This is a genomic window from Streptomyces vilmorinianum, assembly GCF_005517195.1.
GTDB lineage: Bacteria > Actinomycetota > Actinomycetes > Streptomycetales > Streptomycetaceae > Streptomyces > Streptomyces vilmorinianum.
Genome location: NZ_CP040244.1, coordinates 2,336,768 through 2,358,476 on the forward strand (window position 1 = coordinate 2,336,768; position 21,709 = coordinate 2,358,476).

17 protein-coding genes and 3 rRNA genes are annotated in these 21,709 nt (G+C 68.5%); 15 read left to right on the forward strand and 5 right to left on the reverse strand.

Annotated features, from left to right (window positions below; all coding sequences use genetic code 11):
• Window positions 1-38: 38 nt before the first annotated feature.
• From FDM97_RS10920 to FDM97_RS10930, 3 genes are all read right to left on the reverse strand, one after another.
• Entirely contained in the window at window positions 39-545 is a 507-nt protein-coding gene (locus FDM97_RS10920) for an HNH endonuclease (protein WP_137990209.1), read from the reverse strand.
• A gap of 164 nt (window positions 546-709) precedes the next feature.
• Entirely contained in the window at window positions 710-1,249 is a 540-nt protein-coding gene (locus FDM97_RS10925) for a YbhB/YbcL family Raf kinase inhibitor-like protein (RefSeq protein WP_137990210.1), read from the reverse strand.
• 43 nt (window positions 1,250-1,292) lie between these two features.
• On the reverse strand, window positions 1,293-2,075 hold the full coding sequence (locus FDM97_RS10930; RefSeq protein ID WP_137990211.1) for a sporulation protein: 783 nt from the start codon (window positions 2,073-2,075) through the stop codon (window positions 1,293-1,295).
• Between the two features lie 85 nt (window positions 2,076-2,160).
• Here FDM97_RS10930 and FDM97_RS10935 point away from each other — a divergent pair, with 85 nt between their 5' ends.
• The 6 genes from FDM97_RS10935 to FDM97_RS36160 all read left to right on the forward strand — a co-directional run bounded on the left by FDM97_RS10935 (window position 2,161) and on the right by FDM97_RS36160 (window position 10,579).
• Complete coding sequence (locus FDM97_RS10935; protein WP_137990212.1) at window positions 2,161-2,802, forward strand: DNA-3-methyladenine glycosylase; 642 nt, start codon at window positions 2,161-2,163, stop codon at window positions 2,800-2,802.
• Window positions 2,803-3,352: 550 nt separating this feature from the next.
• Window positions 3,353-4,878 (forward strand): 16S ribosomal RNA (locus tag FDM97_RS10945).
• A gap of 286 nt (window positions 4,879-5,164) precedes the next feature.
• Window positions 5,165-8,286 (forward strand): 23S ribosomal RNA (locus tag FDM97_RS10950).
• Between the two features lie 110 nt (window positions 8,287-8,396).
• Window positions 8,397-8,513, forward strand: a 5S ribosomal RNA gene (gene rrf, locus FDM97_RS10955).
• Together the 16S, 23S and 5S rRNA genes form the textbook arrangement of a ribosomal RNA operon.
• Window positions 8,514-8,528: 15 nt before the next feature.
• Window positions 8,529-9,875, forward strand: a complete 1,347-nt coding sequence (locus FDM97_RS36155) for a hypothetical protein (RefSeq protein ID WP_217510302.1) — start codon at window positions 8,529-8,531, stop codon at window positions 9,873-9,875.
• Window positions 9,857-10,579: a tetratricopeptide repeat protein gene (locus FDM97_RS36160; RefSeq protein ID WP_254705560.1), complete on the forward strand. Its 723-nt coding sequence runs from the start codon at window positions 9,857-9,859 to the stop codon at window positions 10,577-10,579. Before FDM97_RS36155 ends, FDM97_RS36160 begins: the two co-directional genes overlap by 19 nt.
• Before the next feature lie 55 nt (window positions 10,580-10,634).
• Here FDM97_RS36160 and FDM97_RS10965 read toward each other — a convergent pair whose 3' ends face one another.
• Complete coding sequence (locus FDM97_RS10965; protein ID WP_137990215.1) at window positions 10,635-11,909, reverse strand: DUF1015 domain-containing protein; 1,275 nt, start codon at window positions 11,907-11,909, stop codon at window positions 10,635-10,637.
• Window positions 11,910-12,019: 110 nt separating this feature from the next.
• Here FDM97_RS10965 and FDM97_RS10970 point away from each other — a divergent pair, with 110 nt between their 5' ends.
• The 4 genes from FDM97_RS10970 to FDM97_RS10985 all read left to right on the forward strand — a co-directional run bounded on the left by FDM97_RS10970 (window position 12,020) and on the right by FDM97_RS10985 (window position 16,420).
• Window positions 12,020-13,081: an HAD hydrolase-like protein gene (locus FDM97_RS10970; RefSeq protein ID WP_137994768.1), complete on the forward strand. Its 1,062-nt coding sequence runs from the start codon at window positions 12,020-12,022 to the stop codon at window positions 13,079-13,081.
• Between the two features lie 308 nt (window positions 13,082-13,389).
• The gene (locus FDM97_RS10975; protein WP_432816207.1) at window positions 13,390-14,445 is read left to right on the forward strand and encodes a FecCD family ABC transporter permease; all 1,056 of its coding nucleotides are present in this window, start codon (window positions 13,390-13,392) and stop codon (window positions 14,443-14,445) included.
• Window positions 14,442-15,476 carry a FecCD family ABC transporter permease gene (locus tag FDM97_RS10980; RefSeq protein ID WP_137990216.1) on the forward strand — a complete coding sequence of 345 codons (1,035 nt, stop codon included), beginning with the start codon at window positions 14,442-14,444 and terminating at the stop codon, window positions 15,474-15,476. The genes FDM97_RS10975 and FDM97_RS10980 overlap by 4 nt, the downstream gene beginning before the upstream one ends.
• A 26-nt stretch (window positions 15,477-15,502) precedes the next feature.
• Window positions 15,503-16,420: an ABC transporter ATP-binding protein gene (locus FDM97_RS10985; protein WP_137994769.1), complete on the forward strand. Its 918-nt coding sequence runs from the start codon at window positions 15,503-15,505 to the stop codon at window positions 16,418-16,420.
• A 48-nt stretch (window positions 16,421-16,468) separates the two neighbouring features.
• Here FDM97_RS10985 and FDM97_RS10990 read toward each other — a convergent pair whose 3' ends face one another.
• Window positions 16,469-16,816, reverse strand: coding sequence for an SCP2 sterol-binding domain-containing protein (locus FDM97_RS10990; protein ID WP_137990217.1), 348 nt, complete (start codon window positions 16,814-16,816; stop codon window positions 16,469-16,471).
• Window positions 16,817-16,858: 42 nt separating this feature from the next.
• Between FDM97_RS10990 and FDM97_RS10995 the strand changes: the two genes are divergently transcribed.
• The 5 genes from FDM97_RS10995 to FDM97_RS11015 all read left to right on the forward strand — a co-directional run bounded on the left by FDM97_RS10995 (window position 16,859) and on the right by FDM97_RS11015 (window position 21,639).
• On the forward strand, window positions 16,859-17,161 hold the full coding sequence (locus tag FDM97_RS10995) for a hypothetical protein (protein WP_137990218.1): 303 nt from the start codon (window positions 16,859-16,861) through the stop codon (window positions 17,159-17,161).
• A 6-nt stretch (window positions 17,162-17,167) separates the two neighbouring features.
• Entirely contained in the window at window positions 17,168-17,983 is an 816-nt protein-coding gene (locus FDM97_RS11000; RefSeq protein ID WP_137990219.1) for a TlyA family RNA methyltransferase, read from the forward strand.
• A complete protein-coding gene (locus FDM97_RS11005) occupies window positions 17,980-18,891 on the forward strand; it encodes an NAD kinase (RefSeq protein ID WP_137990220.1) in 912 nt (303 codons plus the stop codon). Before FDM97_RS11000 ends, FDM97_RS11005 begins: the two co-directional genes overlap by 4 nt.
• A gap of 253 nt (window positions 18,892-19,144) precedes the next feature.
• A complete protein-coding gene (gene recN / locus FDM97_RS11010; protein WP_175439386.1) occupies window positions 19,145-20,863 on the forward strand; it encodes a DNA repair protein RecN in 1,719 nt (572 codons plus the stop codon).
• A 41-nt stretch (window positions 20,864-20,904) separates the two neighbouring features.
• The gene (locus FDM97_RS11015) at window positions 20,905-21,639 is read left to right on the forward strand and encodes a hypothetical protein (RefSeq protein ID WP_137990221.1); all 735 of its coding nucleotides are present in this window, start codon (window positions 20,905-20,907) and stop codon (window positions 21,637-21,639) included.
• Window positions 21,640-21,709: the final 70 nt, after the last annotated feature.

Sequence of the window (21,709 nt, forward strand, 5' to 3'; positions counted from 1 at the left end):
GAGCGGGCCCGTACACGTACACGTCCACACATCGCGGATCACGCCGCCGAGTTGGCCAGCCACTCCGGCAGCTCGGACCGCTCACCGGCCCGCATCGCCAGCAGCATCGCGTCCGCCGGCGTCGGCACGAACGGCTCGTGCAGCAGCGGCATCCCCGCCTGCTCCGGAGTCCGGTCCGCTTTGCGGTGATTGTCCTCCGCGCAGGACGCCACCGTGTTCAGCCAGCTGTCCCCACCACCCTGCGCCCGCGGCACCACATGGTCCACGGTCGTCGCGCGCCTCCCGCAGTACGCGCACCGGTGCTGGTCCCGGACCAGCACACCCCGCCTCGACCACGGAGCCTGTCTTCGGAACGGCACCCGTACGTAACGGCAGAGCCTGATCACCCGGGGAACCGGGATGTCGACGGCGGCGGCACGCATACGGAGATCGGGATGTTCCTGCTCCACGACGGCCTTGTCCTGCAGGACAAGCACCACCGCACGGTTGAGTGTGACCGTCGAAAGCGGCTCGAAGCTCGCGTTCAGTACCAGCGTGTCCCGCATTGTGCCCACCTCCCGTGTGCCGGCCCAGCCCCGTCGTAGGGCTTCCGGGCTTGGATCAACTCTGGCCGGGCGCGCCGGGTTGGACAACGCAATATCGTGCGCAACGAAAGATGCCCGCTTCTGATCTCTCCAAGACCAGAAGCGGGCAAACAACAGACGAACGCTCAGCTGTCCGCGGGATTCTCGTACTCGCCGATCAGCTGGGCACGCCCCAGCGTGTGGAAGCGCAGATTGAAGCCGACGGCCGCGGGCGAGGCGTCCGCGTCCGGCCCCAGCCTCTCCTGGTCCACGGCGTACACCGTGAACACATACCGGTGCGGCCCGTCGCCGGCCGGGGGAGCGGCACCACCGAAGTCCTTCGACCCGTAGTCGTTACGGGCATGCACGGCACCGGCCGGCAGTCCCTCGAACGACCCCGTGCCCGCGCCCGCCGGCAGCTCGGTCACCGACGCCGGGATGTCGAAAAGCACCCAGTGCCAGAACCCGCTGCCCGTCGGCGCGTCCGGGTCGAAGCAGGTGACGGCGAAGCTCTTCGTCCCCGTAGGGAAGCCCTCCCAGCTCAGCTGGGGCGAGGTGTTCCCCGCCGCGTACACCTGCGCGTCCTTCAGCACACCGCCCGGCACGATGTCGTCGCTCACCACGGTGAACGCCGGAACCTGCGGATGGAAGTCGTGAGGGAGCGGCGCCCTCTTCCCCTCGGCCACGTCTGTACCTCCGTATCGCCTGACCTGCCGTACGGGGCCGAGCCTAGAGCCAGTTGCGCTTGCCACCGACGTCGGCGAGCCACTGGTTGAGGTAAGCGGCCCAATCGGTCGTGTGGAAGTCGTGCAGCCCCACCTTGAAGGCACGGAAGGAGTCGCTGCTCTCACTGAACAGCCCCGGCTTCTTGTCCATCTCCAGGACGACGTCCATCTCACGGTCGTCCGCGACGAAGCTGACCTCGACCTGGTTCAGCCCCCGGTACTGCTGCGGCGGGAAGAACTCGATCTCCTGGTAGAACGGCAGCTTCTGCCGGGTCCCACGGATGTGCCCGCGCTCCATGTCCGCGTTCTTGAAGCGGAAGCCCAGCTGGATGAAGGCGTCCAGGATCGCCTGCTGTGCCGGCAGCGGGTGGACGTTGATCGGGTCCAGGTCGCCCGAGTCGACCGCACGCGCGATCTCCAGCTCGGTGGTCACACCGATGTTCATCCCGCGCAGCTGCTGCCCCGCGATGGCGGTGACCGGCGTCTCCCACGGAATCTCGAAGCCGAACGGCACCACGTGCACCGCGCCCGCCTGCACCACGAAGGCACCGCCCAGCCGGACCTTGACGAACTCGATGTCCTGCTTGAACTCCTGGTCGCCACCCTCGACCTCGACCCGGGCCTGGAGACCCACGGACAGCCCCTCGATCTGCTGGTCGACCGAGCCGCCCTGGATCCGCACCTCACCCTGGACGACCCCGCCCGGAACGACGTTCTCCTCGGTGAGCACGGTCTCCACGGACGCCCCACCGGCACCCAGGCTCGCGAGCAGCTTCTTGAACCCCATGGTCCACTCCTTCTAGGTCCTGACCCCTACATACGCCTACATACGCGCGACGACCGTAGCCGGTTCCCCAGTACGCTCGTGCGCCATGAGCGAGAGCCCCGACCGTACGCCGCTCACGCGGGCCTTCTTCGATCGCCCCGTCCTCGAGGTCGCGCCCGATCTGCTGGGCCGCACCCTCGTACGGACATCGAAGGAAGGCCGCATCGAACTCCGCCTCACGGAGGTGGAGGCGTACGCCGGTGCGATCGACCCCGGCTCCCACGCCTTCCGCGGCCGCACCGCCCGCAACGCGGTCATGTTCGGCCCGCCCGGACACGCGTACGTCTACTTCACCTACGGCATGTGGCACTGCCTCAACCTGGTGTGCGGCCCCGAGGGCCACGCGAGCGGAGTCCTGCTGCGCGCGGGCGAGATCCTGGTCGGCGCGGAAGAGGCCCGCAAACGTCGACTCTCGGCCCGATACGACACAGAACTGGCCAAAGGCCCGGCCCGCCTGGCGAGCGCCCTCGACGTGGCCCTCTCCCTGAACGGCACCGACACCTGCGCCGGCCCGGACTCCCCTCTGTCCCTCCTCACCGGCACCCCACCCCCGGCTGACCAGGTCCGCAACGGACCGCGCACGGGAGTGGGCGGCGAGGGCGCCCCGCACCCCTGGCGCTTCTGGATCGACGACGACCCGACGGTGAGCCCGTACCGGGCCCATGCGCCACGCAAGAGGACCTCTTGACCCAACTTGACTCGGGTGCTTGGGACGCCTAACGTAGCCCGAGCCGCTTGAAACGGGCAGTGCTTGTTCAAGCACCTCGGAGCGGCCATCCACTACCTACGACGAACCCCAACGGGTGCGGTTTTCGGCATGCCGAAATCTGGTCCGAATGGCTCGATTATGAGTCGCCGGGGAATTCGGCTAAAGTAGTGACCACGCCGAAAGGCAAAGGCCGCCAACAGGCCACCGGAAACGAAATCCGAACCGGAAACGGAACGGAAAAGGATCTGGTAAGGTTGGAAACACGAAAGACCGAAGGGAAAAGCCCGGAGGAAAGCCCGAGAGGGTGAGTACGAAGGAAGCGTCCGTTCCTTGAGAACTCAACAGCGTGCCAAAAATCAACGCCAGATTAGTTGATACCCCGTCCATCTTCGGATGGCGAGGTTCCTTTGAAAGTCCTACCGGCCCATGCGGCGGGTAGGCAACAACACAGCGAGGACGCTGTGAACGACTGGTCCTATTCCGACCGGTCGTTCCGCTCTCGTGGTGTGCACCGGATAACCGGTAAACATTCACGGAGAGTTTGATCCTGGCTCAGGACGAACGCTGGCGGCGTGCTTAACACATGCAAGTCGAACGATGAAGCCCTTCGGGGTGGATTAGTGGCGAACGGGTGAGTAACACGTGGGCAATCTGCCCTTCACTCTGGGACAAGCCCTGGAAACGGGGTCTAATACCGGATAACACCGGCTTCCGCATGGAAGCTGGTTGAAAGCTCCGGCGGTGAAGGATGAGCCCGCGGCCTATCAGCTTGTTGGTGGGGTAATGGCCCACCAAGGCGACGACGGGTAGCCGGCCTGAGAGGGCGACCGGCCACACTGGGACTGAGACACGGCCCAGACTCCTACGGGAGGCAGCAGTGGGGAATATTGCACAATGGGCGAAAGCCTGATGCAGCGACGCCGCGTGAGGGATGACGGCCTTCGGGTTGTAAACCTCTTTCAGCAGGGAAGAAGCGAAAGTGACGGTACCTGCAGAAGAAGCGCCGGCTAACTACGTGCCAGCAGCCGCGGTAATACGTAGGGCGCAAGCGTTGTCCGGAATTATTGGGCGTAAAGAGCTCGTAGGCGGCTTGTCACGTCGGGTGTGAAAGCCCGGGGCTTAACCCCGGGTCTGCATCCGATACGGGCAGGCTAGAGTGTGGTAGGGGAGATCGGAATTCCTGGTGTAGCGGTGAAATGCGCAGATATCAGGAGGAACACCGGTGGCGAAGGCGGATCTCTGGGCCATTACTGACGCTGAGGAGCGAAAGCGTGGGGAGCGAACAGGATTAGATACCCTGGTAGTCCACGCCGTAAACGTTGGGAACTAGGTGTTGGCGACATTCCACGTCGTCGGTGCCGCAGCTAACGCATTAAGTTCCCCGCCTGGGGAGTACGGCCGCAAGGCTAAAACTCAAAGGAATTGACGGGGGCCCGCACAAGCAGCGGAGCATGTGGCTTAATTCGACGCAACGCGAAGAACCTTACCAAGGCTTGACATATACCGGAAAGCATTAGAGATAGTGCCCCCCTTGTGGTCGGTATACAGGTGGTGCATGGCTGTCGTCAGCTCGTGTCGTGAGATGTTGGGTTAAGTCCCGCAACGAGCGCAACCCTTGTCCTGTGTTGCCAGCATGCCCTTCGGGGTGATGGGGACTCACAGGAGACCGCCGGGGTCAACTCGGAGGAAGGTGGGGACGACGTCAAGTCATCATGCCCCTTATGTCTTGGGCTGCACACGTGCTACAATGGCCGGTACAAAGAGCTGCGATGCCGCGAGGCGGAGCGAATCTCAAAAAGCCGGTCTCAGTTCGGATTGGGGTCTGCAACTCGACCCCATGAAGTCGGAGTTGCTAGTAATCGCAGATCAGCATTGCTGCGGTGAATACGTTCCCGGGCCTTGTACACACCGCCCGTCACGTCACGAAAGTCGGTAACACCCGAAGCCGGTGGCCCAACCCCTTGTGGGAGGGAGCTGTCGAAGGTGGGACTGGCGATTGGGACGAAGTCGTAACAAGGTAGCCGTACCGGAAGGTGCGGCTGGATCACCTCCTTTCTAAGGAGCACAGTACCGATTGCGAGCAAACGTCTCGCACGGTCAGCTCATGGGTGGAACGTTGATTAGTTGGCGTGAGTGACCTGATGGTTCTTCCAGTACTGCTTCGGCGTGGAACGGAGAACACGGAGGGTGGCTCGCGCTTGGCACGTTGTTGGGTATCTGAGGGTACGGCCGTAAGGTTTGTATCTTCGCGATGCCGGCCCCAGTGAACTCGCCACGTCGTGGTGGGGTGATGGGTGGCTGGTCGTTGCTTGAGAACTACACAGTGGACGCGAGCATCTGTGGCCAAGTTTTTAAGGGCGCACGGTGGATGCCTTGGCACCAGGAACCGATGAAGGACGTGGGAGGCCACGATAGTCCCCGGGGAGCCGTCAACCAGGCTTTGATCCGGGGGTTTCCGAATGGGGAAACCCGGCAGTCGTCATGGGCTGTCACCCATGCCTGAACACATAGGGCATGTGGAGGGAACGAGGGGAAGTGAAACATCTCAGTACCCTCAGGAAGAGAAAACAACCGTGATTCCGGGAGTAGTGGCGAGCGAAACCGGATGAGGCCAAACCGTATGCGTGTGATACCCGGCAGGGGTTGCGCATACGGGGTTGTGGGATCTCTCTTTCACAGTCTGCCGGCTGTGAGACGAGTCAGAAACCGTATGGATAGGCGAAGGACATGCGAAAGGTCCGGCGTAGAGGGTAAGACCCCCGTAGCTGAAATTCATACGGCTCGTTTGAGAGACACCCAAGTAGCACGGGGCCCGAGAAATCCCGTGTGAATCTGGCGGGACCACCCGCTAAGCCTAAATATTCCCTGGTGACCGATAGCGGATAGTACCGTGAGGGAATGGTGAAAAGTACCGCGGGAGCGGAGTGAAATAGTACCTGAAACCGTGTGCCTACAAGCCGTGGGAGCGTCGGATGGGAGCTTGCTTCCATCTCGTGACTGCGTGCCTTTTGAAGAATGAGCCTGCGAGTTTGCGGTGTGTTGCGAGGTTAACCCGTGTGGGGAAGCCGTAGCGAAAGCGAGTCCGAATAGGGCGATTCAGTAGCACGCTCAAGACCCGAAGCGGAGTGATCTAGCCATGGGCAGGTTGAAGCGGAGGTAAGACTTCGTGGAGGACCGAACCCACCAGGGTTGAAAACCTGGGGGATGACCTGTGGTTAGGGGTGAAAGGCCAATCAAACTCCGTGATAGCTGGTTCTCCCCGAAATGCATTTAGGTGCAGCGTCGTGTGTTTCTTGCCGGAGGTAGAGCACTGGATAGGCGATGGGCCCTACCGGGTTACTGACCTTAGCCAAACTCCGAATGCCGGTAAGTGAGAGCGCGGCAGTGAGACTGTGGGGGATAAGCTCCATGGTCGAGAGGGAAACAGCCCAGAGCATCGACTAAGGCCCCTAAGCGTACGCTAAGTGGGAAAGGATGTGGAGTCGCAGAGACAACCAGGAGGTTGGCTTAGAAGCAGCCACCCTTGAAAGAGTGCGTAATAGCTCACTGGTCAAGTGATTCCGCGCCGACAATGTAGCGGGGCTCAAGCGTACCGCCGAAGTCGTGTCATTGCAGTACATACCCCCAACGGGGACTGTGATGGGTAGGGGAGCGTCGTGTGCCGGGTGAAGCAGCCGCGGAAGCGAGTTGTGGACGGTTCACGAGTGAGAATGCAGGCATGAGTAGCGATACACACGTGAGAAACGTGTGCGCCGATTGACTAAGGGTTCCTGGGTCAAGCTGATCTGCCCAGGGTAAGTCGGGACCTAAGGCGAGGCCGACAGGCGTAGTCGATGGACAACCGGTTGATATTCCGGTACCCGCTTTGAAACGCCCAATATCGAGCCCATTAATGCTAAGGCCGTGAAGCCGCCCCGGAGCCTTCGGGCAAAGGGGAGTGGTGGAGCCGCTGACCCAAGGTGGTAGTAGGTAAGCGATGGGGTGACGCAGGAAGGTAGTCCAGCCCGGGCGGTGGTTGTCCCGGGGTAAGGGTGTAGGGCGCTGTCTAGGCAAATCCGGACAGCACATAGCCTGAGACCTGATGCCGAGCCGATTGTGGTGAAGTGGATGATCCTATGCTGTCGAGAAAAGCCTCTAGCGAGTTTCATGGCGGCCCGTACCCTAAACCGACTCAGGTGGTCAGGTAGAGAATACCGAGGCGTTCGGGTGAACTATGGTTAAGGAACTCGGCAAAATGCCCCCGTAACTTCGGGAGAAGGGGGGCCATCACTGGTGATCGGATTTACTCCGTGAGCTGGGGGTGGCCGCAGAGACCAGCGAGAAGCGACTGTTTACTAAAAACACAGGTCCGTGCGAAGCCGTAAGGCGATGTATACGGACTGACGCCTGCCCGGTGCTGGAACGTTAAGGGGACCGGTTAGCTCTGTTTCGACAGGGCGAAGCTGAGAACTTAAGCGCCAGTAAACGGCGGTGGTAACTATAACCATCCTAAGGTAGCGAAATTCCTTGTCGGGTAAGTTCCGACCTGCACGAATGGCGTAACGACTTCTCGACTGTCTCAACCATAGGCCCGGTGAAATTGCACTACGAGTAAAGATGCTCGTTTCGCGCAGCAGGACGGAAAGACCCCGGGACCTTTACTACAGTTTGATATTGGTGTTCGGTTCGGCTTGTGTAGGATAGGTGGGAGACTTTGAAGCCGTGACGCCAGTCATGGTGGAGTCGCCGTTGAAATACCACTCTGGTCGTGCTGGATGTCTAACCTCGGTCCGTGATCCGGATCAGGGACAGTGTCTGATGGGTAGTTTAACTGGGGCGGTTGCCTCCCAAAGGGTAACGGAGGCGCCCAAAGGTTCCCTCAGCCTGGTTGGCAATCAGGTGTTGAGTGTAAGTGCACAAGGGAGCTTGACTGTGAGACCGACGGGTCGAGCAGGGACGAAAGTCGGGACTAGTGATCCGGCGGTGGCTTGTGGAAGCGCCGTCGCTCAACGGATAAAAGGTACCCCGGGGATAACAGGCTGATCTTCCCCAAGAGTCCATATCGACGGGATGGTTTGGCACCTCGATGTCGGCTCGTCGCATCCTGGGGCTGGAGTCGGTCCCAAGGGTTGGGCTGTTCGCCCATTAAAGCGGTACGCGAGCTGGGTTTAGAACGTCGTGAGACAGTTCGGTCCCTATCCGCTGTGCGCGTAGGAATATTGAGAAGGGCTGTCCCTAGTACGAGAGGACCGGGACGGACGAACCTCTGGTGTGCCAGTTGTCCTGCCAAGGGCATGGCTGGTTGGCTACGTTCGGGAGGGATAACCGCTGAAAGCATCTAAGCGGGAAGCCTGCTTCGAGATGAGTATTCCCACCTCCTTGAGAGGGTAAGGCTCCCAGTAGACGACTGGGTTGATAGGCCGGATGTGGAAGCCCAGTAATGGGTGGAGCTGACCGGTACTAATAGGCCGAGGGCTTGTCCTCAGTTGCTCGCGTCCACTGTGTGGTTCCCGGGTTGCGAACAGTCGCACCGGTTGAACCAGTTTCACTTACTTAATTGAAAAGTGTGCTTGTTCGCTAGAACCCGATAGGGTTTCGGTGGTCATAGCGTTAGGGAAACGCCCGGTTACATTCCGAACCCGGAAGCTAAGCCTTTCAGCGCCGATGGTACTGCAGGGGGGACCCTGTGGGAGAGTAGGACGCCGCCGAACAATCTTTCAGGACCCTTGGTCCCAGCGTTCACGCTGGGACCAAGGGTCCTTTTGTTTTTCCTTAGAACTTTTCGAAGCGCGTCGGGGTGCCGACTGCGCGAGAATGACTGCAGTACCCGAAGACAGGAGTCACGTCGATGTCCACCAACTCTCCCGGCGATCGTCCGGAGCGCGAGCCGCGTCGTAGGGACGGTGGCGAGCGGGGCGGCTTCCGTGGGCCGCGTCGTGACGACAACCGTGGTGGCGGCTTCCGTCGTGACGACCGCCGCGATGACAACCGTGGTGGCGGCTTCCGCCGCGACGATCGTCCCCGCGACGACCGGCGTGACGATCGTCCCCGTGGCGACCGCCGTGATGACCGTCCCCCGTTCCGTCGCGATGACCGTCGTGACGACAACCGTGGTGGCGGCAGCGGCGGTGGCTTCCGCCGCGATGACAACCGTGGTGGCGGTTTCCGTCGCGACGACCGTCCGCGAGACGACCGGCGTGACGACCGCCGTGATGACCGTCCGTCGTTCCGTCGTGATGAGCGTCGTGACGAGCGGCCGGCCTTCCGTCGTGATGACCGGCGCGATGACAACCGTGGTGGCGGCTTCCGCCGGGACGACCGTCCCCGTGACGACCGGCGTGATGACCGTCCCCCGTTCCGTCGTGACGACCGTCGTGACGACAACCGTGGTGGCGGCAGCGGCGGTGGCTTCCGCCGCGATGACAACCGTGGTGGCGGCAGCGGCGGTGGCTTCCGCCGCGATGACAACCGTGGTGGCGGTTTCCGTCGCGACGACCGTCCGCGTGACGACCGGCGTGATGACCGTCCGTCGTTCCGTCGTGACGACCGTCGTGACGACAACCGTGGCGGCGGCTTCCGTCGTGATGACCGGCGCGATGACAACCGTGGTGGCGGCTTCCGCCGCGACGACCGGCGTGATGACCGTCCCCCGTTCCGTCGTGACGACCGTCGTGACGACAACCGTGGCGGCGGCTTCCGCCGCGACGACCGGCGTGATGAGCGGCCGGCCTTCCGTCGTGACGACCGGCGCGATGACCGGCGCGATGACAACCGTGGTGGCGGCTTCCGCCGCGACGACCGTCCCCGTGACGACCGGCGCGACGACCGCCGGGACGACCGTCCCCGTGGGCCCCGTCGTGACGACAGCCGCGGTGGCGGCGGCTACCGGGGCCGGGACGATCGGCGTGACGACAGCCGGGGTGGGTACCGCGGTCGGGACGACCGGGGTGGCTACGGGCGTCGGGACGACCGTGACCGTGACCGGCCGGACCGGGCGCCGATCAAGCGGCTGCCGATCCCGGACGACGTCACCGGTGACGAGATCGACCAGGACGTGCGCCAGGAGCTCATGAGCCTGCCCAAGGGCCTGGCCGAGGACGTCGCCCGCAACCTCGTCATGGTCGCCAACCTGATCGACGAGGACCCGGAGAAGGCGTACGCGTACTCCCGTATCGCCCTGCGTCTCGCGTCCCGTGTCGCCGCGGTCCGCGAGGCGGCCGGTTTCGCCGCGTACGCGACGCAGAAGTACTCCGAGGCGCTGGCCGAGTTCCGGGCCGCGCGGCGGATGACCGGTGGTGTCGAGCTGTGGCCCGTGATGGCCGACTGCGAGCGCGGCATGGGCCGGCCCGAGCGGGCGCTCGCCATGGCCGGTGAGCCCGAGGTGCAGAAGCTGGACAAGGCCGGGCAGGTCGAGATGCGGCTCGTCGCCGCCGGCGCCCGCCGGGACATGGGGCAGCTCGACGCGGCCATCGTGACCCTGCAGAGCCCCGAGCTCGCGTCCACCGCCGTCCACCCGTGGACCGCGCGCCTGCGGTACGCCTACGCCGACGCGCTGCTCGCGGCCGGGCGTGAGCCCGAGGCACGTGAGTGGTTCGCCAAGGCCCTCGAGTCGGACAAGGACGGGGCCACGGACGCGTCCGACCGGCTCGCCGAGCTGGACGGCGTCGAGTTCGTGGACGCCATCGACGAGCTGGAGTCCGAGGAGATCGACGAGACCGACGCCGTGGCCCAGGCGGACGACGTCGACGAGGACGACGAGTTCGACGACAAGGACTGACGTCGTGTGACAAAGGGCGGCACCCCTTCCCGGGGTGCCGCCCTTTGTCGTTTCCTCAGTCCAGCGCCAGGCTTCTGAGCACCAGGCCCGTCGCCGGCTTCGGCCCGAAGGACGTCGACTTGCGGGGCATGGTGACGCCTTGCCGGGCCAGGTCCCGTACGACTTCCTCCCGTACGGGATGCATGAGCACCGCCGTACCGCCACGGCGTTCGGCCTGGGCGACGGCCGCCTCGGTGTCGTGGATGTAGCTGATGTCCTCGGGGGCGTCCGGGATGTGCCAGACGTGGTCGAGGAGCGTGGAGTGCAGGACCGTGGCGTCCAGGGTGCGCCACGCCTCGGGGCGGTCGGTGCGGATCGTGCGGGCGAGGAGCTCAGGGGCGGGCCGGTCGACGAGGTGGAAGGCGCCGCCACCGGCCAGGAGGAAGGCGTTGCCCTCGGCCGCGGCGGACTCCAGGGACTCCAGGGCCGTCGGCAGCGCGCCCTCGAGCCGGCGGACGCGGAAGCCGTCACCGAGCGCCGCGAGCGCGTCCGCGACCGGGAGGCGGTTGAGGAGGCGGTGGATGGCGCGGACCCGGAGGGGGTAGCGGGCCGTGTCGATGAGGAGCACCAGGCCGTAGTTCCACGGGCTGGGCTGGGCGTGTTCCTCGCGGAGCCGGAGGTAGGTCGCCCAGCGGTGGTGGCCGTCGGCGATCAGCGCCTGGTGCTCGGCGAGGCCGGCGGAGACCTCCGCCAGTTCGGCGGGGTCCGTGACCGACCAGAGGCGGTGGCTGAAGCCGTCCTCCGTGGTCGTGGAGAGCAGGGGCTCGCGCTGGACGGTGCGCTCGATGACGTCCGCGGCCCCGTTGCCGTTGCCCCGGTAGGTGAGGAGGAGCGGCTCGAGGTTGGCGGCGGTGGTCCGCATCAGCGCGGCGCGGTCCTCGACGACGTGCGGCATCACGTCCTCGTGGGGGAGCACGATGCCCTCGGCCGGGGTGGAGAGTTCCAGCGCGCCGATGATGCCGCGCTGGAGGATGCCGTCACCGCTCTGTTCGTAGACGTACAGGGCGGGCTCGGGGTCCGGGGCGAGGACGCCGTCGGCGAGCCAGCGGTCGAGCGTGACGGCGGCCTTGCGGTGGCGGGTGCCGGCGGTGATGGCCTGCGGCAGGATCAGCCGGACGATGTTGTGGGGGTCGGCGGACTCGAGGTGGTGCAGTCCGTCGGGGCGTACGACGACGTCGTACGGCGGTGAGGTCACGGCGGCCAGGCTGCCGACCCGTTCGGGAACGTAGCGGAGTCCCCGGAACGGGACCAGGTGCAGACCGTCGTTGGCCGCAGGACCTCTGGTGTTCATTGCGTCATCGTAAGTGGGTGGTGGCAATGAGCGATGATCGGGGGAGCGGGGGAGTCTCGCGCGGTGATGTTCGCGGTGGTGTTCGCCGTGACGTGAGGGAGGACGAGGTCATGGGTGACGGCGGCCAGGGTCGACAGGGCAGGAATCGGCCGGGCGGCAGCGCGCGGGCGCTGAGCGAGGCGTACGACACGGCGCTGCTCGACCTGGACGGGGTGGTGTACGCGGGGGGCGAGGCGATTGCGCACGCGGTCGAGGCGCTGGGTACGGCGCGGGCCGGCGGGATGCATCTCGCCTACGTCACCAACAACGCGCTGCGCACCCCGGACGCGGTGGCCGCGCATCTGACCGAGCTGGGTGTCCCGGCGGAGGCGGGCGACGTCATCACGTCGGCGCAGGCGGTGGCGCGGCTGATCGCCGACGAAGTACCGGCCGGATCACCGGTGTTGGTGATCGGCGGGGAGGGGCTTCGGGTGGCGCTGCGGGAGCGTGGCCTGGAGCCGGTGGAGTCGGCGGACGTGGACGGCCTGGCGGCGGTGGTCCAGGGGAACGGTGGGCCGGAGCTGCCGTGGGGGCGGCTCGCGGAGGCGAGCTACGCCGTGGCGCGTGGGGTGCCGTGGTACGCGTCGAACACGGACCTGACGATTCCGGGGGCGCGGGGGATCGGGCCGGGGAACGGGGCGGCGGTGGAGGTCGTACGGATCGCCACGGGCGGCGTCGCGGAGCCGAAGGTGGCGGGGAAGCCGTTGCCTCCGATGCACCGGGAGACGGTGCTGCGGACCGGGGCGCAGCGGCCGCTGGTGGTCGGGGATCGGCTGGACACGGACATCGAAGGCGCGTTCAACGGGGGCGTGGACTCGCTGCTCGTGTTGACCGGGGTGACGAATGTGGCGCAGCTGCTCACGGCGGTGCCGGAGCACCGGCCGACGTATGTGGACGCGGATCTGCGCGGGTTGCTGGTGGGGCAGCCGGAAGTGGTGGAGGCCGGCGGGGACTTCGTGTGTGGGGGATGGACGGCGTCGGTGAGCGGGGGAGCGCTGGTGCTGGAGGCGGAGCGGGACGGGCTGGACGTGATGGACGGGGTGCGGGCGTTGTGCGGGGCGGCGTGGTCGGATGCGGGGGCTGGGGCGTGCGGGCTGGACGCGGGGAAGGCGTTGGAGCGGTTGGGGTGGTGACGGTGGGGTGATTCCCCCACCCCGCCCCTTCCCGAAACTCTGACGAGAGCCGGGGCTCCGCACCCGCGCCCCCGGGGCGGCAGCTTCGCGCCGCGGGTGGGGCGTCGGGCGGCCTCGGGGCCGTTCGGCCCGGCAGCTTCGCGCCGGGCGGGTTCGGGTCCGCAGCTCGTGCCGAGGGCGGGGACGCCCCGTCGGCCCGGAGGCGCGACGGTCTGTTCGCGGGCCGGCGGGGGCCTTGGGGCGGATGATGCGCAGGGAGACGAGGCCCGCAGGTCGGAGGGGTGGGGAGGGTAGGCTAACCTAACTCCGTGTTGGTCGAGAGTCCCTCCCGAGCGAGCGCGGAGTCGACCGGCCCTGTCCAGACGCCGACGCGCCGGCACTCCGTGCGCGCCGTCGGGTTGGTCGTGGCCGTCGGAGTCCTGCTGCTGGTCTGTGTCCTGAGCATCATGATCGGCGCCAAACCGATGCCGCTCGGCGATGTGTGGCACGGGCTGTTCCAGAACAGCGGTGTCGGAAACGACGTCATCATCCATGACGTACGCGTCCCGCGCACCCTCCTCGGACTGCTCGTCGGCGTCGCGCTCGGCCTCTCCGGCGCCGTCATGCAGGGCCTCACCCGCAACCCGCTCGCCGAGCCCGGGCTGCTCGGTGTCAACGCCGGTGCCGCCGCGGCCGTCGTCTCCGCGATCGCGTTCCTCGGGGTCACCGACGTCAGCGACTACGTCTGGTTCGCGTTCCTCGGCGCCGCCGTCGTCTCCGTAGTCGTGTACGTCCTCGGCGGCAGCCGCAGCTCCACCCCCGTGCGCCTCGCGCTCGCCGGAACCGCCGCCACCGCCGCGCTGTACGGCTACGTCAACGCCGTACAGCTGCTGAACTCCGCCGCCCTGGACCGGCTCCGCTTCTGGACCGTCGGCTCGCTCGCCTCCGCCGACATGGAGACGGTGCGCCGCGTCGCCCCGTTCATCCTCGTCGGTGTGGTCCTCGCCCTGCTCATCTCCCGGCCCCTCAACGCCATGGAGATGGGCGACGACACCGCCCGCGCCCTCGGTGCCGACCTCAACCGCACCCGCGTCCTCGCGATGGTGGCGGTCACCCTGATGTGCGGCGCCGCGACCGCCGCCTGCGGGCCCATCGTGTTCCTCGGGCTGATGGTCCCGTACCTCGTACGCGCCATCACCGGGCCCGACATGCGGTGGATCCTCCCGTACGCCGCCGTCCTCTCGCCCGCCCTGCTCCTCGGCTCCGACGTGATCGGGCGGCTCGTCGCCCGGCCCTCCGAGCTCCAGGTCGGCATCGTCACCGCGCTCGTCGGCGGACCCGTCTTCATCCACCTCGTACGCCGCAAGAGGATGGCCCAGCTGTGACCACCAAGTCGATACGGACCGGTGGCGGGCTCTCCGTACGGTACGAGCCGCGCGCCGCGCTCTCCGTGCTCGCGCTGCTCGTCCTCACCCTCGCCGGCGGCGTCGTCCTCATCGGCAGCGGAGACTTCCCCATCGCCCCCGGCGACGTCGTCGCCACCCTCCTCGGCGACGGCACCACCGTCCAGGAGTTCGTCGTCCAGGACCTGCGGCTGCCGCGCGTGCTCGTCGCCGTGTTCGTCGGCGCCGCGCTCGGCATCGGCGGCGCCGTCTTCCAGTCCATCTCCCGCAACCCGCTCGGCAGCCCCGACGTCATCGGCTTCGGCCAGGGCGCCTCCGTCGGCGCGCTGCTCGTCATCGTGCTCTTCCAGGGCAGCGCGGGCGCCACCGCCGCCGGAGCCGTCATCGGCGCCCTGGTCACCGGCGTCACGATCTATCTGCTCGCCTGGAAGCGCGGCGTCCACGGCTACCGCCTCGTCCTCGTCGGCATCGGCGCGGCCGCCATGCTCACCGCCGTCATCCACTACCTCATCACCAAGGCCAACCTGGTCGACGCCACCCGCGCCACGGTCTGGATGACCGGTTCGCTGGACGGGCGCGACTGGGCCCAGTTCTGGCCCCTGTTCGCCGTCAGCTGTGTGCTCGTACCGCTGGTCCTGGGGCACGGACGGGCGCTGCGGATGCTGGAGATGGGCGACGACGCCGCGTACGCCCTCGGCGTGAAGGTCGAGCGGACCCGCATCGTGCTGATGGGCTCCGCCGTGCTCCTCGTCGCCGTCGCGACCGCCGCCGCGGGACCCATCGTCTTCGTCTCGCTCAGCGCGCCCCAGCTGGCCCGCCGGCTGACCCGCTCGCCCGGGCCGAACCTCGCCGCCTCCGCCCTCATGGGCTCCGCGCTGCTGCTGGTCGCCGACTGGACCGCGACCAACGCCTTCGGCGACCGGCAGCTGCCCGTCGGCGTCATCACCGGTGTGCTCGGCGGCTGCTATCTGCTGTGGCTGCTCGTCACCGAGCGCAAGGCGGGACGGATATGAACGAGAAGAACCTCAGGAGCACCTCCATGGACGGTCAGACCCAGACCCAGACCCGGACTCAGCCCCAGACCCAGCCACAGCGGCTCAGCGCGGAGTCGGTCACCCTCGCCTACGACCAGCGGATCATCGCCCGCGATCTGTCCGTCGCGATCCCCGACAACTCCTTCACGGTCATCGTCGGCCCCAACGCCTGCGGCAAGTCGACGCTCCTGCGCGCCCTGTCCCGGATGCTCAAGCCCTCCCAGGGGCGCGTGCTCCTCGACGGGCAGACCATCCACACCATGCCCGCCAAGAAGGTCGCCAAGACCCTCGGCCTGCTGCCCCAGTCCTCCATCGCCCCCGACGGCATCACGGTCGCCGACCTGGTGGCCCGCGGCCGCTATCCGCACCAGGGGCTGCTGCGCCAGTGGTCCCCGGAGGACGAGCGGATCGTCCAGGAGTCGATGGCGGCGACCGGTGTCGCCGAGCTGGGTGAGCGGTACGTCGACGAGCTCTCCGGCGGCCAGCGCCAGCGCGTGTGGATCGCCATGGCACTCGCCCAGCAGACGCCGCTGCTCCTGCTCGACGAGCCGACGACCTTCCTCGACATCCAGCACCAGATCGACGTCCTCGACCTGTGCGCGGAGCTGCACGAGACCCAGGGCCGCACCCTGGTCGCCGTCCTGCACGACCTCAACCACGCCGCCCGGTACGCCACCCACCTCATCGCCGTCCGCGGCGGCGAGGTCGTCGCGGAGGGTCCGCCGGCCGAGGTCGTGACGGCCGAGCTGGTCGAGCGGGTCTTCGGGCTGCGCTGCCAGGTCATCGACGACCCGCAGACGGGGACGCCGCTGGTCGTCCCGGCGGGGCGTCAGGCCCGTGCGACCCGCAGGTCCGCGACGCAGGAGCAGAACCGGAAGGCGCAGGAGCAGGAGTCCTCGCAGGAGCCCGCGCTGCGGAAGTGAGACCGAGACGCGCCGGGCCCGCGGGCCGAGCCGCGCTAGCGACCCGACCTACAGCAGCTTCCGCAGGCGCATCAGGTCGCGGATGCCGGCCTCCAGCCGGACCCGGCCCGCCGCCCAGGCGCGGGCGAAGTTCAGCTGCCCTTCGACCATGGCCACCAGGTCGTCACCGGCCATCGACAGCCGGATCTGGGCCTTGGTGCCCGGCCGGCCCGGGACCGTGTCATGGAGCTCGATCCGGCCGTCCGCGAGACGGCCCATGAACGTGACGTCGAGGTCCGTGATGTGGCAGCTCAGGGTGCGGTCGAGCGCGACCGCGTCGCGCACCTCACCGTCCGCACGCAGCAGGTTGTCCGAAAGTCTCTCGAGTGCGCCGCGGCACTCCGTGATCGTCGCCATCGCCGTCGACCGTACCCCAGGGCTTCGCGGTAGCGTCAGGGCATGAGCGACGACGCAACGGATCACACGCCGGACCCGGGGCCCGGGGAAGAACCGGGCGCCGCCGAGAGCACCGCGTACGAGCCCGTCGCCCCCGCGGCCCTCGGTGTCGAGCGCACCCCCACCGGGCGTCCCGCGGTGGACGCCCTCCTGGAGCGTCTCGGCGACGCCGACCACCTCCCGGCGGACGGACACCTTGAGGTGTACGAGGATGTACACCGTGGGCTGCGCGACGAGCTGACCTCGCTCGACGCTGTATGCCCCGGACCGACCCCCGCAGACAACCCGTACAACCCCAGGAGCTGACCCAACGTGGCAGGAGTGGCACGCCGCCGTCTGGACGCCGAGCTGGTACGCCGCAAGCTCGCCCGCTCGCGCGAGCACGCCAGCCAGCTGATCGCCGCCGGGCGGGTGACCGTCGGCAAGACGGTCGCGACCAAGCCCGCCACCCAGGTCGAGACCGCCGCGGCCATCGTCGTCGCCCAGGACGACGCCGACCCGGACTACGTCTCCCGCGGCGGCCACAAGCTCGCCGGTGCCTTCGCCGCCTTCGTACCGCAGGGGCTGAAGGTCGAAGGCCGGCGCGCCCTCGACGCGGGCGCGTCGACCGGCGGCTTCACGGACGTCCTGCTGCGCGCGGGCGCCGCGCACGTCGTCGCCGTCGACGTCGGTTACGGACAGCTCGCCTGGTCCCTGCAGAGCGACGACCGCGTCACCGTGAAGGACCGGACGAACGTACGCGAGTTGACGCTCGACGCGATCGACGGCACGCCCGTCGACCTCGTCGTCGGCGACCTCTCCTTCATCCCGCTCGGCCTCGTGCTGCCCGCCCTGGTGCGCTGCACCGCCCCCGACGCGGATCTGGTGCTGATGGTCAAGCCGCAGTTCGAGGTGGGCAAGGAGCGGCTCGGTACGGGGGGTGTGGTGCGCAGCACGGAGCTGCGGGCCGACGCGGTGAAGAACGTGGCGCGGCAGGCCGGCGAGCTCGGGCTCGGGGTCCTGGGCGTGACCGCGAGCCCGCTGCCCGGACCCTCCGGCAACGTCGAGTACTTTCTGTGGCTGCGGGCAGGGGCGCCCGCGCTGGATCCGGCGGATGTCGACCGCGCCGTGGCGGAGGGACCTCGTTGAGCTCAACGACAGCAGCACCGCGCACTGTTTTCCTGCTCGCGCACACCGGCCGGCCGGCCGCGGTGCGCAGCGCCGAACTCGTCGTCCTGGGGCTGTTGCGGAGCGGGATCGGGGTGCGAGTCCTGGAGGCGGAGGCGGCCGACCTGCCGCTGCCGCCGTCCGTGGAGACCGTGCCGGAGGCCTGCTCCGACGCGCTCGAGGGCTGTGAGCTGCTGGTCGTCCTCGGCGGCGACGGGACGCTGCTGCGCGGCTCGGAGTTCTCGCGGGCGTCGGGCGTGCCGATGCTCGGCGTCAACCTGGGCCGGGTCGGCTTCCTCGCGGAGGCCGAGCGGGACGACCTCGACAAGGTCGTCGACCGGGTGGTCACGCGCGCGTACGAGGTCGAGGAGCGGATGACCCTCGACGTCGTCGTGTACGAGAACGGTGACGTGCTGCACCGGGACTGGGCGCTCAACGAGGCGGCCGTGCAGAAGGTCTCCCCGGAGCGGATGCTGGAGGTCGTGCTCGCGATCGACGGCCGGCCGGTCACCGGGTTCGGTTGCGACGGGGTGATCTGCGCGACCCCGACGGGCTCGACGGCGTACGCCTTCTCCGCCGGCGGGCCGGTGATCTGGCCCGAGGTCGAGGCGCTCCTCATGGTTCCGATCGGGGCGCACGCGCTGTTCGCCAAGCCGCTGGTGACCACGCCGGAGTCGGTGCTCGCGGTGGAGGTGGAGCCGCACACGCCGAACGGGGTGCTGTGGTGCGACGGGCGGCGCACGGTGGAACTCCCCGCGGGCGCACGGGTCGAGGTCCGGCGCGGTGAGGTGCCGGTACGGCTGGCCCGCCTGCACCACGCCTCGTTCACGGACCGGCTGGTGGCGAAGTTCGCGCTGCCGGTGTCGGGCTGGCGGGGCGCGCCGCACTAGTCGGTACGGGCGGGGCCGCGGTGGTTGTTCGCACGGGCCGGGGTGGCCGTTCCCCGCGGGCCTGGGGTTCGGCCGTTTCCACTGGCCCGGGCCCGCTGCCCGGGCCCGCTGCCCGGGGAGCCCGGGGCGGCTCAGGGGTGCCCACCCCCACGGGTGACAGCCGCGTTCCCGACCTGCGAGTTCGTCCCGTTCCGGCAGGGGCCGTCGCACAGCCGGGCCTCGACCTCGTAAGGTCTTCCCCGTGTTGGAGGAGATGCGGATACGGTCGCTCGGGGTCATCGACGACGCTGTTGTCGAGCTGTCGCCCGGTTTCACCGCGGTGACGGGCGAGACCGGTGCGGGCAAGACCATGGTCGTGACCAGCCTGGGGCTGCTGCTCGGCGGGCGCGCCGACCCTGCCCTGGTGCGGATCGGCGCGGGCTCGGCCGTCGTCGAGGGGCGGATCACCCTGCCCGAGGGCGGGAACGTCGCCGCACGGGCCGAGGAGGCGGGCGCCGAGCTCGACGACGGTGTGCTGCTCGTCAGCCGGACCATCTCGGCCGAGGGGCGCTCGCGCGCCCATCTCGGCGGGCGTTCCGTGCCCGTCGGCCTGCTCTCCGAGCTCGCCGACGAACTCGTCGCCGTGCACGGCCAGACCGACCAGCAGGGCCTGCTCAAGCCGGCCCGGCAGCGCGGGGCCCTGGACCGGTACGCGGGCGAGGCCGTCGCCGTACCGCTGGCCGCGTACGGGGAGGCGTACCGCCGGCTGCGGGCCGTCGTCGCCGAGCTGGAAGAGATCACCACACGCGCGCGTGAACGGGCCCAGGAGGCCGATCTGCTGCGCTTCGGGCTCGGTGAGATCGAGGCCGTCGAGCCGCGGGCCGGAGAAGACGTCGAGCTGGCCGCGGAGGCGGAGCGGCTCGGGCATGCCGAGGCCCTCGCCTCCGCCGCCGCCCTGGCGCACGGCGCGCTCGCCGGTCAGCCCGAGGACCCGGAGGCCGTCGACGCGACGACCCTGGTCGCGGGTGCGGGGCGCGCCCTGGAAGCCGTACGCCTCCACGATCCGGCGCTCGCCGCGCTCGCGGACCGGATGGGGGAGATCTCCATCCTGCTCGCCGATGTGGCCGGGGAGCTCGCCGGATACGCCGACAACCTGGACGCCGATCCGCGGCGGCTCGCGGCCGTCGAGGAGCGGCGTGCGGCGCTGACCCAGCTCACCCGGAAGTACGGCGAGGACGTCTCCGCCGTCCTCGCGTGGGCGCAGGAGAGCGCGGCCCGTCTCACCGAGCTGGAGGGCGACGACGACCGCATCGGCGCGCTGACGGCCGAGCGGGACGCGCTGCGGGCCGAACTGTCGGTGCTCGCGCAGGCGCTCACCGACGCCCGTACGGAGGCCGCGGCCCGGTTCGCCGACGCCGTCACCGCCGAACTGGCCTCGCTCGCCATGCCCCACGCGCGCGTGTGCTTCGACATCCGGCAGACCGAGGACCCCGAGGGCGTCGAGGTAGGCGGCCGCCGGGTCGCCTACTCGCCGTCCGGCGCCGACGAGGTCGAGCTGCTCCTCGCCCCGCACCCGGGCGCCCCGCCGCGACCGATCGCGAAGGGCGCGTCCGGTGGTGAGCTGTCGCGGGTGATGCTCGCGGTCGAGGTCGTCTTCGCCGGTACGGATCCGGTGCCGACGTATCTCTTCGACGAGGTCGACGCGGGCGTCGGCGGCAAGGCGGCGGTGGAGATCGGCCGCCGGCTCGCCAAGCTCGCCAAGTCGGCCCAGGTCGTCGTGGTCACCCACCTGCCGCAGGTCGCGGCCTTCGCCGACCGGCAGTTGCTGGTGGAGAAGACCAACGACGGGTCCGTGACCCGCTCGGGCGTCATCGTTCTGGAGGGTGAGGACCGGGTCCGCGAGCTGTCGCGGATGCTGGCCGGCCAGGAGGACTCGGAGACGGCGCGCGCGCACGCGGAGGAACTGCTGGCGACGGCGCGGGCGGACGGCTGAGCGGCCGGCCGGCGGCCGGCCCCCTGGCCTAGGCTGGGCGCATGATCGGGAAACCGGGCAGGGTGGGGGCGTTCGTCGTGGCCGCGGGCGTGAGCCGGGCCGTGTACGCCGGGCTGCGGCGACGGGACGACGAACGGTGGCGGCGCGAGAACCGTGCCGGGCGGAGCGTCGATCTGTACGCCGGTCCCGCGACCGCCCTCGGAGCGGGCGCGGCCCTGGGGGCCGTCGGGAACGGACCGGCGGCCTTCGCCGTCCTCGCCGCCGGTGCCTGCGGGGCGTACGACGACGTGAAGGGCGACGACCGCAGGGGCTTCCGGGCGCACCTCGGGGCCCTGCGGCACGGCGAGGTCACCAGCGGGGCCGTGAAGCTCCTGGGGATCGGCGCGGCCGGGCTCGTGGCCGGGGCGCTGCTCAAGGAGCGGCCCGTCGACAAGGTCCTGGCGGGCGTGGTGATCGCGGGGACCGCGCACCTCGTCAACCTCGTGGATGTGGCCCCCGGGCGGGCCGTGCTGACCGTGCTCGGGCTCGGTGCGCCGGGACTGCTGCGCGGGACGCTCGCCGCCGCGCCGATGGGCGCCGCGGCCGCCGTCCTCGCCGAGGACCTCGGTGAGCGCACGATGCTCGGAGACACGGGCGCGCACGCGCTCGGCGCGGCCGTCGGGAGCGCGATCGCCGCCGGGAACGGGCGGGTCGGACTCGCCGTCCACGCGGCCGGGCTCGTCGCCGCGGCGGCGTACGGAGACCATGTCAGCACCCTCGCGCGCTCACCCATGTGAGTGATACCGACCGGCGGGTTGAGGCTTCGGACAAGGGAACGACGCGGCTTCGGTGCCGGAACGTGCGTAC

Excerpts from the sequence above, each read along its gene's own strand:
- FDM97_RS10920 (WP_137990209.1), bottom strand. The coding sequence starts at position 545 with ATGCGGGACACGCTGGTACTGAACGCGAGCTTCGAGCCGCTTTCGACG.
- recN (WP_175439386.1), top strand. The coding sequence starts at position 19,145 with ATGCGGATACGGTCGCTCGGGGTCATCGACGACGCTGTTGTCGAGCTG.
- FDM97_RS10970 (WP_137994768.1), top strand. The coding sequence starts at position 12,020 with ATGGGTGACGGCGGCCAGGGTCGACAGGGCAGGAATCGGCCGGGCGGC.
- FDM97_RS10930 (WP_137990211.1), bottom strand. The coding sequence starts at position 2,075 with ATGGGGTTCAAGAAGCTGCTCGCGAGCCTGGGTGCCGGTGGGGCGTCC.
- FDM97_RS10935 (WP_137990212.1), top strand. The coding sequence starts at position 2,161 with ATGAGCGAGAGCCCCGACCGTACGCCGCTCACGCGGGCCTTCTTCGAT.
- FDM97_RS10990 (WP_137990217.1), bottom strand. The coding sequence starts at position 16,816 with ATGGCGACGATCACGGAGTGCCGCGGCGCACTCGAGAGACTTTCGGAC.
- FDM97_RS10965 (WP_137990215.1), bottom strand. The coding sequence starts at position 11,909 with ATGAACACCAGAGGTCCTGCGGCCAACGACGGTCTGCACCTGGTCCCG.
- FDM97_RS10985 (WP_137994769.1), top strand. The coding sequence starts at position 15,503 with ATGGACGGTCAGACCCAGACCCAGACCCGGACTCAGCCCCAGACCCAG.
- FDM97_RS11015 (WP_137990221.1), top strand. The coding sequence starts at position 20,905 with ATGATCGGGAAACCGGGCAGGGTGGGGGCGTTCGTCGTGGCCGCGGGC.
- FDM97_RS10995 (WP_137990218.1), top strand. The coding sequence starts at position 16,859 with ATGAGCGACGACGCAACGGATCACACGCCGGACCCGGGGCCCGGGGAA.